Origin of the sequence: Pseudomonas sp. 8AS (assembly GCF_902506505.1) — a bacterium.
Lineage (GTDB): Bacteria > Pseudomonadota > Gammaproteobacteria > Pseudomonadales > Pseudomonadaceae > Aquipseudomonas.
Window position 1 is genome coordinate 3,252,947 of sequence record NZ_LR733406.1, and the last position, 16,553, is coordinate 3,269,499.

Below are 16,553 nucleotides of genomic sequence, written 5' to 3' on the forward strand. Positions count from 1 at the left end.
CCACCGACACAGGAAGCCGCCATGCCCAACTCCCACGCGCCCTTCGTGTTAGAAGCCGGGCACGGCCCCGCAGTGGTCTGCCTGCACGCCAATGCCAGCACCTCCAGCCAATGGCGCGACCTGAGCGAGCGCCTGGCGCCTACCCACCATGTTCTGGCACCGGATTCATACGGCTCGGGCAAAAGCCCGGACTGGCAATCGGATCGGGTCATCAGTCTGCGCGACGAAGTCGAATTCATCGAACCTGTGCTGGCCCGGGCAGGTTCCCCTTTCGTCCTGATCGGCCACTCCTACGGCGCCGCCATCGCCCTGCTGGCCGCGCTCAAGCATCCGCGCCGGGTGCGCGCCCTGGTGCTGTATGAGCCGACCCTGTTTGCCCTGATCGAGGCGCAGACGCCGCCACCCAACCGTGCCGATGGCATCCGCGCGACCGTGGCGGCAGCCAGTAGCGCCCTGGACCTGGGCCAGCCGGAACGCGCCGCCGAGTGTTTTATCGATTACTGGATGGGCGCCGGCAGCTGGGCGCACATGCCGGAGCAACGCAAACCGGCGATCGCCGCCTCCACGCGCAACGTGCGGCGCTGGGCCCATGCGTTATTGACCGAGCCCACACCACTGGCAGCCTTTGCCCAGCTCGAGATGCCGGTGCTCTATCTGCTCGGCAAGCATTCACCAGACTCGGCGCATGCCGTGGCCGAACTGCTGCTGCCGGTGTTGCCCCATGCAGAGCGGCGCCAGTTCGAGGAGCTGGGCCACATGGGGCCGGTCACCCACCCGCAGATTGTCGACAAGGCCATCGTGCGCTTTCTGCAACGGCTCTGAGCAATGCCGCCGAATTAGCGCAAACAGCACAGGCCAGGCAGTCACGCCCGGTGCTTCACTGCAACAGGGGATCGTCGGGGTTGATGGCTTTCAGCTCGGCGCGCAGAACCTGCACCTCGTCATCGCGGCCCTGCGCCCCCAGGTAGCCCGCCAGTGCCATACGCACCGCGCGGTTGTCCGGGTGAGCCTGCAGCTGTTGCCGCAGCAGCTCGATGGCCTCTGCCGCACGCCCGCTGTCATGCCAGGCAACGGCCAGGACATAGGCATATTCGCTGTTGTCGGGCTCTAGTCTGGCGGCCTGTTCCAGCACCTGCAGTGCCTTGTCTTTCTGGCCCTGACGCACCAGAAGCAGACCAAGGGCGTGCTGCAAGGAGGCGTCCTGGGGATAGGCGCTCGCCCCTTCCTGCAGCTCCTCCAGCGCAGCCCTGGTCAGCCCGGACTGCTCCAGATCCTGCGCCAGCATCACCCGCGCCGGATGGAAATGCGGATCGCGCTGCAGAGTCTGGTGCAACAGACTGCGCACCTGCGTGCCGCGCCCGGTCAGCAGGTACAGGCTGGCCAGATTGCTCAACGCCTCGGCACGGTCCAGCTGGGCGCGCTGACTGGCCTCATAGTCATTCAGGGCCGCTTGCCAGGCTCCGCCCACGGGCCGCAGTGACCCAGGCAACTGCAGCAGCTGCCAGGCCGCCACCTGGCGCACCGCTCGCCGCGCATCCGTCAACAACGCAGGTAGCAACTGGGCCAGTTGTTGCGGCGCGGCCAAGGCCGCTAAAGCCTCGACGGCCGCCAGACGCACAGCCGGATCAGGATCGCGCAGACCTTGCTGCGCCGCATTGAGCGCTGCCGTCGAGGGATAGCGCGGCAACTCGGCGAGCAGTGCCGCCCGGCGCAACCCAGGTAGATCCTGACGCGCGAGCTGCTGGTGCAACCCCTGCGCAGCACCTGGCCGGGCCGCACGCGCGGCAGCCATGGCCCTGGCATAGCCGCCGTCGCGAGGCTCTGGCTGGCCATACCAGTCATTGAAGGCCTGGATGATCACCTGCGGTTTGTCCTGCACATGGCAGCCCAGACAGGCATCGCTGTGCCCCAGAACCTGCGCCTGCGCCGGATCGGGCACCGAGAAACTGTGATCGTGACGGTAGTCGACCTGCATGTACCACTTGCCGGGCATATGGCAACTGCTGCACTGCGCACCGGCCGAAGTCGTGGCATGGCGGTGATGGAGCGGACTTTCGTAGTCCTTGCTGCGCAGGCCGCTGCTCTGGATGGCGGCCCGACGTGGCTGGGCCTGGGGGTTGTGGCACTGGGTACAGACCGCATTGCCACTCAGGCGCAACTCGGCGCTGTGGGGTTCATGGCAATCGGAGCAACGCACCCCGGCAGCGTGCATGCGGCTCTGGGCGAAGGAGCCGTATTCGAACACTTCCTCCTTGATCTTGCCGTCGACCTCATAGAGCTGCGCGCTCAGGCCGGCAGGCAGATAGGCGTCGTAGAGCGGCGCGCCCGGCGCCGGCTCGCCACCCAGCTGGCTGCGGCGGCTGTGGCAGCGGGCACAGGTTTCCACTTCGGCCTGGTTGCCGGCACTGCGCAGGTCAAGCGCAAATCCGTGATTGGCCGACACCGGGCGCTCACCACTGGCCTCCTGCAGGTGATTGGACGCCGGGCCATGACAGCTCTGACAGCCCACGCCCAGGGCCTGCCAGCGACTGGCAAAGCGCTGCTGAGCGGCATCGAAACCACGCGCAAAGCCCGTGGTATGGCATTCGATACACATGGCGTTGGCGTTCTGCTGGCTGGCGCTCCAGTGCAGCGGATGGTGATGGTCGACAGCCTGGTTCGGGTAGAGGTTAAACCAGCGCCGCTTATCGGTATCCCAGGCCGCGACATGGGCCTGCAGGCGTCCGTCGGGCAGCGCCAACAGGTACTGCTGCAAGGGTTCGAGGCCAAAGGTATAGGCCACTTTGAAGTCGGCGCGCTGGCCATGCGCGCCCTGGGTATTGATCCAGAACTCATCGCCAGCCTGGCGAAACTGCGTGCTCTCGACATCGTTCTGCAGGGGCGCCGCACCGAAGTCACCGAGCACCGTGCGAGCCGTGGCCGGCTGCATGGCCAACTGATGGTGCGAGCCCTGCCAGGCCTTCACCGCATCGGCATGGCAGGTCTGGCATTGCTGCTCATCCACCCACTGCGCCGGGGCGAGCGGCGCGGGCACTGGTGGCCGCAGCCACCACCAGCCCAAAGCTGCCAAAGCAACGGCCGTAATCACCAGCAGCGCCAGCCACAGGGCAAACCGGCGAGGATGCTGCAGCGATGAAAGGAGGCCAGACAATGGAGGCATGCACACAATCCGTTGTTGCGGTTAGGAAGCCGGGCAGTCTAAAGCACCGATCAGGGAAAATCAGGCGGCATCCAGCAGCACGGATTTAATGGGGAAACAACAGCTGATCGGCGCACGCGCGGCCCCGCCTTCGCTGCCTCAGCCCCCTTAGCGCGAGCCCCCTGAAGGCACAGCGGCTGCGCGGAGCGCAGGACTAGAAGCGCCAGCTAGCGCTGGTGCTAAGGGCCTGGATCCAGGCGTCGTCGAAGCCGCCGGAAACACGGATGCCGTTCGGTTTTTCCTGGCTCACCGGCATGTCGCCCATCCAGACGAGCACATAGCTCAGGTTGAGCTCGGTCTGCTCGTCCAGGGCATGGGTCAGACCGGTAGCGAAACGCCAGTTCTCCGCCATCGGCACGGTCACGCTGCGGTCCTCATCATCCACCGACGAGCTGTCGTAGCCCACACCGGCACTCCACATCCAGCGCGGGTCGAAACGGTACTGGGTGCCGAGCGACACATGCCAGGTGTCCTTGAAGTTGCTATCCACAGACGCCGAGCGGGGCTGGTTGCTGTCCAGATCGATACCCACCTCGCCAAAGCGCGACCAGTCCTGCCAGTTGGCACTGGCCAGCAGGGCCCATTGGGTATCCAGCTGGTGATAGACACTGAAGGTCAGCGTCTGCGGTATGTGCATGTCGAGCGTGGTGTCGGCATCCAGCACACCACGGTTCTGCAGCGCCGCCATGGCCAGCGGACCAATACCCTCCAGGTCAAGCTTGTCCTTGAACTCGATGTCGATCTCGCTGGTGTAGCTCAGGCCCAGGCGGGTGCCCGGACGCGGCGAGTAGATGGCTCCCAGGTTGGCCCCATAGCTCCAGTCATCGGCCTGGAATTCGGCCTGACCATCGCCCAACAGCGGGTTGCGGTTGTTCACCGCCAGCTGGTTGCCCAGCCTGGCGTAGTAAGCGCGCAGACCGAGACCAAAGGCCCACTGTTCATTGAGCTGGTAAGCCAGGCTGGGCATCAGGGTCATGCCCATCAGCTCGCCGTCCTGCAGGAAGTAGCGGCCACTCCAGTCGTCTTCGTAGTCGATGCTCAGGCCGAAGTCACCGTAACTGGCGAAACCGACCGACCAGCCGTCGCTCAGCGCGTGGGTGACGAACAGGCTGGCGCCTGGCACCCACTCCACCGCATTGCCGCTGTCACCGCCGCCGACATTGCTGCCGCTGTCGACATCGAAGCGCATGTTGCCGTGCAACAGCTGGGCGCCGCCGCTGATCTGGGTGCCGGACAGCAGCGCCATGCCCGCCACGTTGCTGGCCAGGGTAGCCGGCCCCTGCGCGCGCGCCGCCGCACCGGCATTGGCCAGGCCGACGTTGTCGCTGCCAACTTCGTAAAGCATCAAGCCGCCGGCCAGCGCCGGCATGGGCAGGGCAACGAAACAGGCCAGCAGGCTCAGGGGAAGATTGCGCGTCATGATTCACATCCATGCAGGAAGAAATGAGTCGCTCCGGCGCCAGACAGCGGCGCCGGAGTCGTCGAGTCAGTGCACCTGCACGGTGACCTTGTCGATACCACCCGTGAAGGCCGAACGGTGCTCGCTGCCAATGGCCTCGACCACCGGGGTGCCGAGGTCGATGCCGACATCGGCGGTCTCGTCGGCGGAGAAGATAATCGGCTGGGTGTGTTCGAGGCGGCCTTCGCCGACCTTCTGCTCATTGACATACAGGGTGCCCTGCCCGCCCTTGCCCAGGCCACCACCGTCATAGGCGAACTCGAAGCGCAGCTTGACCTTGCCTGCCGGCAACGGCTCGCTGGCCTGGATCGAGGTGCGCTGCATGCCAAGAAAGTTGTAGTCGTAGGCCGGCACCCCATCCTTGACGTACAGCGACCAGCCGCCGAAGCGCCCGCCCTGGGCGATCACCGTGCCGTTGGCGCCGCCTTCGGGGATATCCAGCTCGGCGCTGAGGGTCTTGGACTTGTTCTTCACGTTGATGAAGACGTTTTCCAGCATCCCGGTCATGCCCTCGCCCAAGGTCAGCGAGGTACGCCCGGCCATCAGATCCGGACGCCCAACCTTCTCGGCCAGGGCCCGCTCGAACAGACGGTCGTCCAGGGGCAGCACATGATATTTCTGCGCCTCGACCAGAAACTGGGCCTGCAACTCCTTGAGCTTTTCCGGCTGCTGCGCGGCCAGGTCGTTACTCAGGCTGAAGTCCTTGCGCACATCGAACAGTTCCCAGGTGTCGTTGGCCAGGTCGGCACGCGGTTTTGATTCCCAGGGTGCACGGTGGATGGTGCGGGCAAACCAGCCTTCGTGGTAAATGGCGCGGTTACCAGCGATCTCGAAGTACTGGGTGGTATGGCGCTCCTCCGCCTTGGCGTCATCGAAGCTATAGGCCAGGCTGGTGCCTTCCATGGGGATCTGCGGTGTGCCGTTGACCACCTTGGGTTCCGGCAAACCGATTGCCTCGAGAATGGTCGGCGCCACATCGATCACATGGCCGAACTGGCTGCGCACCTCACCCTTGGCCTTGATGCCCTTGGGCCAGTGCACAACCAGGCCGTTGCGGGTGCCACCGAAGTCCGAGGCCACCTGTTTCATCCAGCCGAACGGTGCATCGAAGGCCACCGCCCAACCAGCGGCCATGTGCGGATAGGTCTCCGGACCGCCCCACTTGTCGAGCAGCTTGAGCATATCCGGCACGCTTTCCTGCACACCGTTGAAGTAGCTGTACTCGTTGTAGGTGCCATTGGCGCCACCTTCGCCGCTGGTGCCGTTGTCGCCGGCGATATAGAACACCAGGGTATTGTCGGCCTGGCCGGTGTCATCGACGGCCTTGAGCATGCGACCGATCTCATGGTCGGTGTAATCAAGAAAGGCGGCGAAGACTTCAGCCTGGTGAGTGAACAATCGCTTCTCGTCAGCCGAGAGTTTGTCCCAGTCCTTGATCGCCGCGGGTTTGGGTGGCAGCTGAGTGCCTGCCGGCACCACGCCCATGGCGATCTGCCGGGCCAGACTCTCCTCGCGAATCTTGTCCCAGCCCTGATCGAATTTGCCCTTCCACTTGGCGATCCACTCCTTGGGCGCATGGTGCGGCGCGTGCACGGCACCCGGAGCGAAATACATGAAGAAGGGTTTGTTCGGCGTCAGCGCCTTCTGATACTTGACCCAGGACACCGCCTTGTCGGTCATGTCGGTCATGAAGTGGTAGTTGGGATCGTCCGGCAATTCGACCTGGGCAACGCCGTCATAGAGATAGGGTGCCCACTGATTGGTCTCGCCACCGATGAAACCATAGAACTTGTCGAAGCCCTGATGGGTCGGCCAGCGATCGAAAGGCCCGGACACGCCGGCTTCCCAGACGGCAGTCTCGTGCCACTTGCCGAAGGCGGCCGTGCTGTAGCCGTTGAGACGAAGCATTTCGGCCAGCGGCGCTGTGGCATTGGGGACTTGCCCGGTATATCCCGGAAAGGCCGTACCGAACTCGGTGATAAAGCCCATGTTCACCGTATGGTGGTTGCGCCCGGACTTGAGCGCGGCACGGGTCGGCGAACACAATGCCGTCGTATGGAAGTTGTTGTAGCGCAGGCCGTCCTGGGCCAGGGCATCCAGGGTCGGGGTCTGGATCGGGCCGCCGAAGGTGCTGGTAGCGCCGAAGCCGAGGTCGTCGATCAGCACGATCACCACGTTGGGCGCGTCGGCCGGGGCCTCGATCTTGAAGGGTACGGGGGTCTTGGCTTCACGCACATCCAGTTCGCTGTAAAGCGGCCGTTCAGGCTCGGCGATCGGCAATGTGCTGCGATCCAGACCGGCAGACTGGGCGCTGGCAAACGGTGCGTACAGCACAGGCAAGGTGACCAGCAGACGAGCAAGCTGACTCGGTCGCATCATTATCACTCCATTGAATGTGGATATTTTGTAGATTGCGGCAGAATACAGCCCGCCCACCGCAGGTCAATTTTGCTTGGCATTTTGCGCCAATCCCCAGTCTAGAGGGGCCAAAGCTCAGACGCGCAACTGCCGCTCCAGCCGCCAGCTCAGCGGCGTGCAGGCGGTCCAGCGGCGAAAGGCACGATTGAAAGAGGCGGCATCGGTGTAGCCGACCAGCCCGGCAATCGCCTTGATGCTCAGCTCGGTTTCCTTGAGCAGCATGCGGCTGATGGCAAAACGCGCCCGGTCCAGCAGCTCGACATAGCTGCTGCCTTCCTCGGCCAGGCGCCGATTGAGGGTCCGCACGCTGATCTGCAGATGGGTCGCAATCAGCTGCTGGCTGCATCCGCCGCTGAGCAGCAGCAGATAGGTGGCATTGCGTACCCGCCCACTCCAGTCCGGGGAGCCACTCGCCCGCCCGCTGGTTTCCCCGCCTTCCTGCTCGCAAGGCTCATGCAACGTCGCCTGCAGGTGCTCGACGCGAAACAGTAGCTCGGTGCGCAGGCTATCGAACTGACAAGGACAACCGAAGAAGGCCTCGTAAACCTGCACATTGGCGGGCGCACGGTGGGCGAAGCTCATCCGTTCGGGCACCCAGTCCTGTCCACAGAGTGCGCGCATGATATTGAGGCCAACAGCGATGGCGGCATCCTGAATATGCAGCACACCGGGAAAACCGCCCTCGAACAGGTGATAGCCGAGCCCGACCTGCCCGTCCTGGCGGCGCAGGCTCACAATGCCGGCACGATCATGCAGCTCGATCAAACGCTGCAGGACGTCCAGGGCGCTGCCCACGGTCGGCATCAGCCGCATCATCTGGCCAATCGCACCGAGCTGTCCGATGCCAGCCGAAATACCGAGCAGCAGCCCCAGGTGCTCGCACTTCACCTGCTCGGCCGCCTGCGCCAGCAACTCGCCGACGGTGAGAATCGGTAACAGCCGATTGGGGTCGTCCAGCACATCCCCCGGCAAACGCAGGGCGACCAACAAGGGCTGCAGATTGCCGCCGAGCTTTCGCAACAGCTCGGGCAGCGCGCCCAAAGGCGCCACCCGCAGATGGCCCTGAGGCACGACGAATTCGACTGGCATGGTAATCCGTAAGACTAAGAGGCATTGCCTACACCGGGCGAGCCAAGACTCGTTCAACTCAGCCCATAAGCCACTGACGCAGCGCAAGAAAATGGTTTTATTGGCGCAAAATGCCAGTTCTGCAGCGAGAAACCCGCAGCCATTGGAATACTCTGCCGGCTAGCCCGTTGCAACCATAGCGTCCCCTGCAGATTGCGGTTCCCATACAGACTGTCGCAAAAATCGCAGCCTCCACTTCTGCCTGGATCGGCCGTTCTGCCCCAGAACAAACTGCGCCGCGGGTCTCTCGCCACTACGCCCCATCCACAGCCATCCGTGCGCAATCCCGCGCCTCTCCATGTAGCTGCCTACAGATCACCATCATGTTTTCGTATGCACACCAGAAAGCTGAAGAACTTCAGATTACGCTGCGACTCCAGCCCGGATGGTCGCTAAAACCCTACCGCACCCAACTGCTTGAACTCTGCAGGCATAATGCCACCCATGTTCTGCTCTCCAACGGGCTCCAGCAGCCCTGAACCAGCAAAATGCCCTTGATCATCCTTGCCCTCGCCGCCGCTCTGCCCCTTGTACTCCTGCTGACCCGCCTGCTGCGCCGTGAGCGCCAGGCCCGGCAGCGGCTGGAGCTGCACGAGCAGTTATTCGACAAACTCAGCGATGGCGTACTGCTGATCGGCCGCGACGGGCACATCCGTCAATACAACCAGGCCGCCGCCCGCCTGCTGGGCAAGGCCGACAGCGAGTTGCTTGGCTCCCCCCTGGCCGAGGTTGTACCGCAACTGGCGCAAACCGAAACCCTGGCAGCGCAACGTCTGCAGTTAGTCAGTGCCACGGGTAGCCGCCTCGCGCTGGAAGTCTGCCGCCTCGGCGTGGCTGGCGAGAGCCTCGTAGTCCTGCAGCTAGCCAGCGAGCCGGAGCGCTCCCAGGAAGACATCGAGCGCTTCAAGCGCAGCCAGTATTTCGCCCGCATTGGCACCTGGGACTGGGATATCGATACCAATCGCCTGTACTGGTCCGAGGCCATCTACGCCATGTTCGGCCATGCGGTCGGCGTCGTGACGCCCAGTTACGAGCTGTTCTGCGCCAGCGTGCATCCTGATGATCGCGAGCGGGTGCGTGCCGGCGAGCTGCGCTGTATCGAGACCGGCGAGAACCACGACGAGGAATACCGGGTAATCTGGCCGGACGGCAGCGTGCACTGGCTGCGCGAAACCGGCAACGTGGTGAAGAACGCCCAGGGCGAAGCGGTGAAGATGATGGGCGTGGTGCGCGACATCACCGAGGAAAAGGCCTGGGCCAGCCAGATGCACCAGCTGGCCCACCACGACCCGCTGACCGGCCTGCCCAACCGCCTGCTGTTCGAGGACCGCCTGCGCAATGCGCTGGAACGTGCGCGGCGTAACGCGACACGGGTGGCGCTGGTGTTCATCGACCTCAACGGCTTCAAGGCGATCAACGATGCCCTCGGCCATGCCGCCGGCGACCAGGTGCTGATAGCCACCGCGCAGAAGCTCAAGGGCGCGCTGCGCGAATCGGACAGCGTGGCGCGGATTGGCGGCGACGAATTCGTCGTCATCCTCGAAGGCTTGGCCTTGGGCGGCAGCCTCGAAGAAGAGGCGCGACAGATTGGCGAGAAGATCCTCGGCGCCCTGGCCACGCCGTTCGGCAGCGAGAACCCGCAGCGTATCGGCGCCAGCCTGGGCATCGCCGTGTTCCCCGATCATGCGCCCAGCCTGGACCGACTCATTCATGTCGCCGACTTGGCGATGTACGAGGCCAAGCGCAGCGGCGAAAACCAGTACCGCCTGGGCAATGACAGCCAGCAGCGGGCCGGCGTCGAGTAACGCCGGCCAATCAGCTCAGGCTGGAGCTGGAGCGGCGGATGATCTTGATCGAGTGCTTCAGCGCCGGCTTGCGCGTCACGCTGATGGCGCGGCGGGTCACCGTATCGATGGTGATGTTCCAGAAGCCACTGTTGGGCACGGTGATTTTCGCCGGGAACTTGTCGAACGCGCCGCCGTGATAGGCGTGACGCCCGCCATTCTTGAAGCTGCGAAAGTTCGCATCGCTCATCAGGCGGATATTGCAGGGTTGCGAGCATTCGATGACGACGATATCGTCTTCGTTCAAATGCTCGCGCTGGTGGATGAATTTCATGCGCTGGGGATCCTGAGGTAAAGCGGAGCGCGACGATAGCATGCGCATGCATTGCTGGCCGACTCCGGCGATGGAACGCCACCTCCTGCAATCGGAGGAGCACCGGTATTTTTCTTGCAATAGAACGCCACAAGGAATGCCAATGCGTCTACCTGCCCTCCTCTCGCTGCTCGTCCTTCTACTCACCGGCTGCGCCGGTCCCGGCTACTTCGAGGCGATCCCGCCCAGCAGCCCGGATCAGGCCGTCGTCTACCTGTACCGCCCCGAGGCGGACAATCCGGGTCGGCAACCACTGCGCCTGTCCTACCCGGACGTGCTGATCGACGAACAGAGCGTCGGCACCCTGCAGTTCAACTCCCATCGCCGCATCGAACTGGCACCGGGTCACCACACCCTGCGCATCACCGGCCTGACCCGCCAGGCCAAGTGGGAGCCACGCGACATCAAGCAAAACATCACCGTCGCGCCCGGCGAAACCAAGTACATCAAGCTCGACGTGCGCTTCAACCTGAGCGAGATGAATCTCGGCAGCCCGGGCCCCAGCTACCTGATCCACCTGCGCCCGATGCGCCCGGATGATGCCATCTACGAAATTCGCAATACCGATCCGCAAACCCCATGAGCAAGGAACTGACCATGAATGCATTACGTATTGTCACTCTCTCGCTGGCAGCAGCGATGATCGTCGGCTGCCAGAGCAACGGCGATGACCAGCTGAACACCGAGTACGATCGCACCGAGGTCTATGCCGAAGGTGTACCCGGCGGCGCGGTTGGCGAGACCGAGGAGCTGACGGCCGTCGTCACCGCCGTCGACCCGGTGCAGCGCACCTTCACCCTCAAGGACGAGCTGGGCAACAGTCGCCTGTTCCACGCACCGGAACAGATGCACAACTTCGACCAGCTCAAGGTCGGCGACAAGGTCCGGGCCATCGTTGCCCTGGAACGCATCGTCTACCTGCGCAACCCGGGGGAAACCGCCAACGACGGCGCCGCCGGCGTACTGGCGACCGCTCCGCTGGGCAGCAAGCCAGGCATGCTGGTGGCCGACACCATCGAGATCACCGCGGTGGTCAAGGCCATGGACACCACCCTGCGCACCGCCACCCTGCAATTCGCCGATGGCAGCAAACGCACCATCAAGGTCCGCCCGGATGTCGAGATGAAGGACGAGTATCTCGGCCGTGAAGTGGTACTGCGCATGACCTCCGCCCTCGCTGTCAGCGTAGAGCCGCAGTAACCCGGGGCGCGGCGCTGCCACCCACGGTGACTCCGCTGCTGCACACTCCGCCTGGCCAGCAGGGGGAAGCACGGTTCTTCCCCCTGCTGCACAGCGAAAACCTGCGCCTGAAACAGATCGTCTCTCACGGCCAGGCCAGTCCCGCCGCATGACCCGCCGACGCCCGAATGGGCGGTTCTGCACGTCCACCCCTGACGACCAGCCCTACGCGAGCCTGACGCCCGGTGGTAGCATGCGCGCCCCATGCGCATCCCCGACATCCATCAACGCCTCGCCGACCTCGGCGCCCTGCCTGCCCACAGCGGCCGGGTGGTGCGTGCCTGGCTGCAAGGCAAGCCGCTGAACAGCGGCACCCGCCGCCAGCACAGCGACAACTTCCTGCCGCTGTCCGTGCGCAACGGCCTGCCACAGCTGAGCGACGACCTGGAAAAGCTGGTGCGCCTGCGCTCCGAGCACCCGGGCGCCGACGGCTCGGCACGCCTGCTGGTGGAGCTCAGCGACGGCCAGATGATCGAAAGCGTGCTGCTGCCGCGCGGTGGCCTGTGCGTGTCCAGCCAGGTCGGTTGTGCGGTCGGCTGCGTGTTCTGCCAGACCGGCAAGAGCGGCCTGCTGCGCCAGGTCGGCAGCGCCGAGATCGTCGCCCAGGTGGCCCTGGCCCGGCGCTTCCGGCCGGTGAAGAAGGTGGTGTTCATGGGCATGGGCGAGCCGGCGCACAACCTCGACAATGTGCTGGAAGCCATCGACCTGCTCGGCAGCGAAGGCGGCATCGGCCACAAGAACCTGGTGTTCTCCACCGTCGGCGACCCACGGGTGTTCGAGCGCCTGCCGCAGCAGCGGATCAAGCCGGCCCTGGCCCTGTCGCTGCACACCACCGATGCCGAACTGCGCCAGCAACTGCTGCCGCGCGCACCGCGCATCGACCCGCAGGAGCTGATGGAGCTGGGCGAGGCCTACGCCCGCGCCGTCGACTACCCGATCCAGTACCAGTGGACGCTGCTCAAGGGCATCAACGACAGCCAGGAGGAGATGGACGAGATCCTCCGGCTGTTCAAGGGCAAGTACGCGGTGCTCAACCTGATCCCCTACAACAGCCTGGAAGCCGACGAATTCCAGCGCCCGGACGGCGACCGCATCGTGCAGATCGTGCGCTACCTGCACAGCCGCGGCGTGCTGACCAAGGTGCGCAACAGCGCCGGCCAGGACATCGACGGCGGCTGCGGCCAGCTGCGCGCGCGGGCTGCCGAACTGGTCGAGCGCAAACGCCAACAGCGCCATTCTGCGGACTGAAACGGCGCCCGGGCTTGCCAGCGAAGCGTGCGCCGTGCACCAATCGGTGCACACCCCGTCAGGAGCCGCGCCCATGTCCGCCCTCGAACTGAAGATCCCGCCGCCGCTGGTGCTGTTTGTCTGCGGCCTGCTGATGTGGCTGCCGGCCTACCTGCTACCGGGCCTGGGCCTCGCGCTGCCGGGGCAACTGGCGCTGGCCGTGCTGCTGGCGATCTGCGGGCTGGGTGTGGCCGGCGCCGGAGTCCTGGCCTTTCGCCAGGCCAGCACCACCATCAACCCGACCCGGCCGAGCGCCACCAGCAGCATCGTCAGCAACGGCGTGTACCGTTTCACCCGCAACCCCATGTACCTGGGCATGCTCCTGTGCCTGGGCGGCTGGGCGCTGTTTCTCGGCAACCCGCTGAGCCTGCTCGGCCTGCCGCTGTTCGTCGCCTACCTCAACCGGATGCAGATCGGCCCGGAAGAACGTGCCCTCGGCGCCAAGTTCGGTGAGCCCTATGAGCAGTACCGCAGCCGCGTGCGCCGCTGGCTCTGAGGCCCCTCCTACAGACCCGGCATTACACCAATTCCCCTGCGGGCTTCGGCCTCGATGGCACCGAACACCACCGAAAAGCACCCGGCACCGCCCTGCTCCACCGCTGCCAGGCTCTTGGCAAAGTGCTACCCTCTGCGGCCTTTTTCAGCCGTATCTGCCCGCCTGCATGCACACCCTCGAACAACTGCGACGCGGCGAACTGGCCGGCATCACCCGCCTGGACCTGTCCGCCGAGCTGCGCGAATTCCCCCGGGAAATCTTCGACCTGGCCGACAGCCTGGAAGTGCTCAACCTCTCCGCCAACCAGCTCACCAGCCTGCCCGCCGAACTGCCGCGCCTGCACAAGCTGCGCGTGCTGTTCTGCTCGGACAACCCCTTCACCGAGCTGCCGGAAGTGCTCGGCGACTGCCCGCAGCTGGAGATGGTCGGCTTCAAGGCCAACCGCCTGCGCCACCTGCCCGCCGCCGCCCTGCCCAAGGCCCTGCGCTGGCTGATCCTCAGTGACAACCAGCTCGACCGGCTGCCGCAGGAACTGGGCGACTGCCCGCGCCTGCAGAAGCTGATGCTGGCCGGCAACCGGCTGAGCGCCCTGCCGGACAGCCTGGCCGCCTGCAGCAACCTGGAACTGCTGCGCATCGCCGCCAACCGCCTCGACGGCCTGCCCGACTGGCTGCTGCATCTGCCGCGTCTGAGCTGGCTGGCCTTTGCCGGCAACCCCTTCAGCGACCGCGAGGAAGCGCTGGCCCTGGCTCGCCACCCGCACCCGCCGATACCTCGCACGCAGCTGGCCCTCGGCGAACTGCTCGGCCAGGGCGCCAGCGGCATGATCCACCGCGCCCAGTGGGCGCGCCCCGGCCAGCCGCCCCAGGCGATGGCGGCCAAGCTGTTCAGGGGCGCGCTGACCAGCGACGGCCTGCCCCACAGCGAAATGGCCGCCTGCCTGGCTGCCGGCGATCATCCCAACCTGATTCGCGTCGCCGGCCCGCTGGCCGAGCAGGCCGGCGCCCCGGCCGGCCTGCTGCTGGAGCTGATCGAGCCGAGCCACCAGGTGCTGGCCGGCCCGCCCTCGCTGGCCAGCTGCACCCGCGACACTTACGCGGCCGAGCGTCGCTTCAGCCTCGCCGAAGCCCTGCGCATAGCCCGCGGCGCCGCCGCAGCCGTGGCCCATCTGCATGCCCAGGGCATCCTGCATGGCGACCTGTATGCGCATAACCTGCTGGTCAACCCGCACGGCGACTGCCTGCTCGGCGACTTCGGCGCCGCCTCCTTCTTCGCCCCGCACAATGCGGCCGGCGCGGCGTTGCAGCGGGTCGAGGTGCGCGCCTTCGGCTGTCTGCTGGAGGAACTGCTGCAGCGCTGCGCACCGAGCGACAAAGCCGATCAACAGGCCGCCCTGTGGCAGCTGCACGGCCAGTGCATGGCGCCCCTAAACGAGCAGCGCCCGGACTTCGCCGAGATCCTGGCGCAACTCGACAGCCCGCGGCTGCACGGCTAAAGCCGACGGACTGGCCTGGCCAAGCCGGGCTTGCACGCCTGCCGAGCGGCGCTCATCCTGCATCACCACTGGCAACTCCTGCCCCGACCATGCTGCGCACGCGCCTTCTCCTCTACCTCCGGCTGTTGCTCGGCGGCTGCCTGTTCGGCCTGCTGCTGCCCTGGCTGCAGCGGCCGCTGGCCTTCACCCCGGGCCAGCTGAGCTGGCTGCTCGACCTGGCCAGCCACTGGCAATGGCTGTTCCTCGCTGGCCTGCTGCTGGCAGTCGCCTGCGCCAGCTGGCTGGACCGACGCTGGCTGCTGGCGCTGCTGGCGGCGCCACTGCCCTGGCTGAGCGCCGCGCCACCGCTGCCAAGCGGTAAGGAGGGTGTGCCGCTGGCCATCGCCAGCGCCAACGTGCACCTGGACAACCACGACGTCGGCGCCCTGCGCGCCTGGCTGGCCCGGGAACGACCGCAGCTGGTGGTGCTGCAGGAAGTCTCGCCCGAATATGCCCAGGCGCTGCGGGGGCTGACCGACTACCCCCACCAGATCGTCAGGGCGCAGCACTCGCCATTCGGCATCGCCCTGCTCTCGCGCCTGCCGATCAGGCAGTCAGAGGTGCTGGTCGACGACCTCGGCGTTGCCCGCATCGAAGCCGAACTGGATATTGCCGGTTGCGCCATCGGCGTGACCGCCATCCACCCCATGCCGCCGCTGACGCCACACTACCGGCAGCAGCGCGACAGCCAGCTACAGGCCCTGGTGCGCCGCGGCCAGGCGCGCAACCTGCCGGCGCTGCTGGCCGGCGACCTGAACAGCAGCCCCTGGTCCGCCGCCTTCGCCGGCTTCGCGGCGCTCGGCTGGAGTCGCGCCAGTGGACTGCAACCGACCTGGGGCGGCCCGCTGGGCATCCCCATCGACCAGGTGCTGGCCTCGCCGCAGTGGCGCCTGGACAGCCAGACGCGCGGCCCCGACCTGGGTTCTGACCACCGCCCGGTGCTGGTGCGCCTCAGGCTACAGGCCCGCGGCTGCCCTGCGGGCACAGGTGGCGCTGGATGAACATGCTATGGCCGTCGAGGTGATCCCGGTCGCCGTGCTCCGGCTCCAGCACCACCTGCGGTCACGCCGCTCCGCGCTAAGGCAGTAGCGCAGGCTGATCCCGCGGCTGCGCAGCATCGACAAAGTTGCTAGGGTGCATGCCGGTCTCGGTGGTAGCGGCTGCGTGCAGCCTGCCCGACGCCCGAGAACAGCACAACCACCGCAGGAGCACCGCCCATGCGCATCGAACGCCTCGACCACCTGGTACTGACCGTCGCCGATATCGAGGCCAGCTGCCGGTTCTACAGCCGGGTACTGGGCATGCAGGTGCTGACCTTCGGCGCCGGGCGCAAGGCCCTCGGCTTCGGCCAGCAGAAAATCAACCTGCACCAGCACGGCGCCGAGTTCGAGCCCAAGGCCAGGCGCCCGTTGCCGGGCTCGGCCGACCTGTGCCTGCTCGTCGCCACGCCGCTGGCGCAGGTCGCCGAACACCTGCAGGCCTGCGGCGTGGACATCGAGGAAGGCCCGGTACAGCGTACCGGCGCCACGGGGCCGATCCTCTCGCTGTACCTGCGCGATCCGGATGGCAACCTGCTGGAGCTGAGCAATCCGCTGCCGATTTAACCAGCCGGCATTAGTGTCAACGAGGCAATTGA

14 protein-coding genes are annotated in these 16,553 nt (G+C 65.8%); 9 read left to right on the forward strand and 5 right to left on the reverse strand.

Annotation, left to right across the window (positions count from 1 at the left end; translation table 11 throughout):
- Positions 1–21 precede the first annotated feature (21 nt).
- A complete protein-coding gene (locus GV001_RS15150) occupies positions 22–822 on the forward strand; it encodes an alpha/beta fold hydrolase (RefSeq protein ID WP_160081271.1) in 801 nt (266 codons plus the stop codon).
- A 55-nt stretch (positions 823–877) separates the two neighbouring features.
- Here GV001_RS15150 and GV001_RS15155 read toward each other — a convergent pair whose 3' ends face one another.
- The 4 genes from GV001_RS15155 to GV001_RS15170 all read right to left on the reverse strand — a co-directional run bounded on the left by GV001_RS15155 (position 878) and on the right by GV001_RS15170 (position 8,222).
- Positions 878–3,004, reverse strand: a complete 2,127-nt coding sequence (locus tag GV001_RS15155) for a tetratricopeptide repeat protein (protein ID WP_306108818.1) — start codon at positions 3,002–3,004, stop codon at positions 878–880.
- A 349-nt stretch (positions 3,005–3,353) separates the two neighbouring features.
- Positions 3,354–4,622, reverse strand: coding sequence for an OmpP1/FadL family transporter (locus GV001_RS15160; RefSeq protein ID WP_372238591.1), 1,269 nt, complete (start codon positions 4,620–4,622; stop codon positions 3,354–3,356).
- Between the two features lie 63 nt (positions 4,623–4,685).
- The gene (locus GV001_RS15165; RefSeq protein WP_160081277.1) at positions 4,686–7,037 is read right to left on the reverse strand and encodes an arylsulfatase; all 2,352 of its coding nucleotides are present in this window, start codon (positions 7,035–7,037) and stop codon (positions 4,686–4,688) included.
- Positions 7,038–7,151: 114 nt separating this feature from the next.
- Positions 7,152–8,222, reverse strand: a complete 1,071-nt coding sequence (locus GV001_RS15170) for an AraC family transcriptional regulator (protein WP_160081279.1) — start codon at positions 8,220–8,222, stop codon at positions 7,152–7,154.
- Between the two features lie 470 nt (positions 8,223–8,692).
- Between GV001_RS15170 and GV001_RS15175 the strand changes: the two genes are divergently transcribed.
- Positions 8,693–10,009, forward strand: a complete 1,317-nt coding sequence (locus GV001_RS15175) for a sensor domain-containing diguanylate cyclase (protein WP_256664931.1) — start codon at positions 8,693–8,695, stop codon at positions 10,007–10,009.
- A 10-nt stretch (positions 10,010–10,019) separates the two neighbouring features.
- Here the strand turns inward: GV001_RS15175 and GV001_RS15180 are convergent, their stop codons facing one another.
- Positions 10,020–10,370 (reverse strand): DUF1883 domain-containing protein, encoded by a 351-nt coding sequence (locus GV001_RS15180; RefSeq protein WP_256664932.1) that lies wholly within the window; start codon positions 10,368–10,370, stop codon positions 10,020–10,022.
- Positions 10,371–10,464: 94 nt separating this feature from the next.
- On the opposite strand from GV001_RS15180, the gene GV001_RS15185 reads away from it, so the two are divergent.
- The 7 genes from GV001_RS15185 to GV001_RS15215 all read left to right on the forward strand — a co-directional run bounded on the left by GV001_RS15185 (position 10,465) and on the right by GV001_RS15215 (position 16,521).
- On the forward strand, positions 10,465–10,944 hold the full coding sequence (locus tag GV001_RS15185) for a DUF2846 domain-containing protein (protein WP_160081283.1): 480 nt from the start codon (positions 10,465–10,467) through the stop codon (positions 10,942–10,944).
- Positions 10,945–10,958: 14 nt separating this feature from the next.
- On the forward strand, positions 10,959–11,561 hold the full coding sequence (locus GV001_RS15190) for a hypothetical protein (RefSeq protein ID WP_160081285.1): 603 nt from the start codon (positions 10,959–10,961) through the stop codon (positions 11,559–11,561).
- A 243-nt stretch (positions 11,562–11,804) separates the two neighbouring features.
- Positions 11,805–12,848 carry an RNA methyltransferase gene (locus tag GV001_RS15195; protein ID WP_160081287.1) on the forward strand — a complete coding sequence of 348 codons (1,044 nt, stop codon included), beginning with the start codon at positions 11,805–11,807 and terminating at the stop codon, positions 12,846–12,848.
- 73 nt (positions 12,849–12,921) lie between these two features.
- On the forward strand, positions 12,922–13,383 hold the full coding sequence (locus GV001_RS15200; protein ID WP_160081289.1) for an isoprenylcysteine carboxylmethyltransferase family protein: 462 nt from the start codon (positions 12,922–12,924) through the stop codon (positions 13,381–13,383).
- 166 nt (positions 13,384–13,549) lie between these two features.
- Positions 13,550–14,878: a leucine-rich repeat-containing protein kinase family protein gene (locus GV001_RS15205; protein ID WP_160081291.1), complete on the forward strand. Its 1,329-nt coding sequence runs from the start codon at positions 13,550–13,552 to the stop codon at positions 14,876–14,878.
- An 89-nt stretch (positions 14,879–14,967) separates the two neighbouring features.
- The gene (locus GV001_RS15210) at positions 14,968–15,918 is read left to right on the forward strand and encodes an endonuclease/exonuclease/phosphatase family protein (protein ID WP_160081293.1); all 951 of its coding nucleotides are present in this window, start codon (positions 14,968–14,970) and stop codon (positions 15,916–15,918) included.
- 216 nt (positions 15,919–16,134) lie between these two features.
- Positions 16,135–16,521 carry a VOC family protein gene (locus GV001_RS15215; protein WP_160081295.1) on the forward strand — a complete coding sequence of 129 codons (387 nt, stop codon included), beginning with the start codon at positions 16,135–16,137 and terminating at the stop codon, positions 16,519–16,521.
- Positions 16,522–16,553 lie beyond the last annotated feature (32 nt).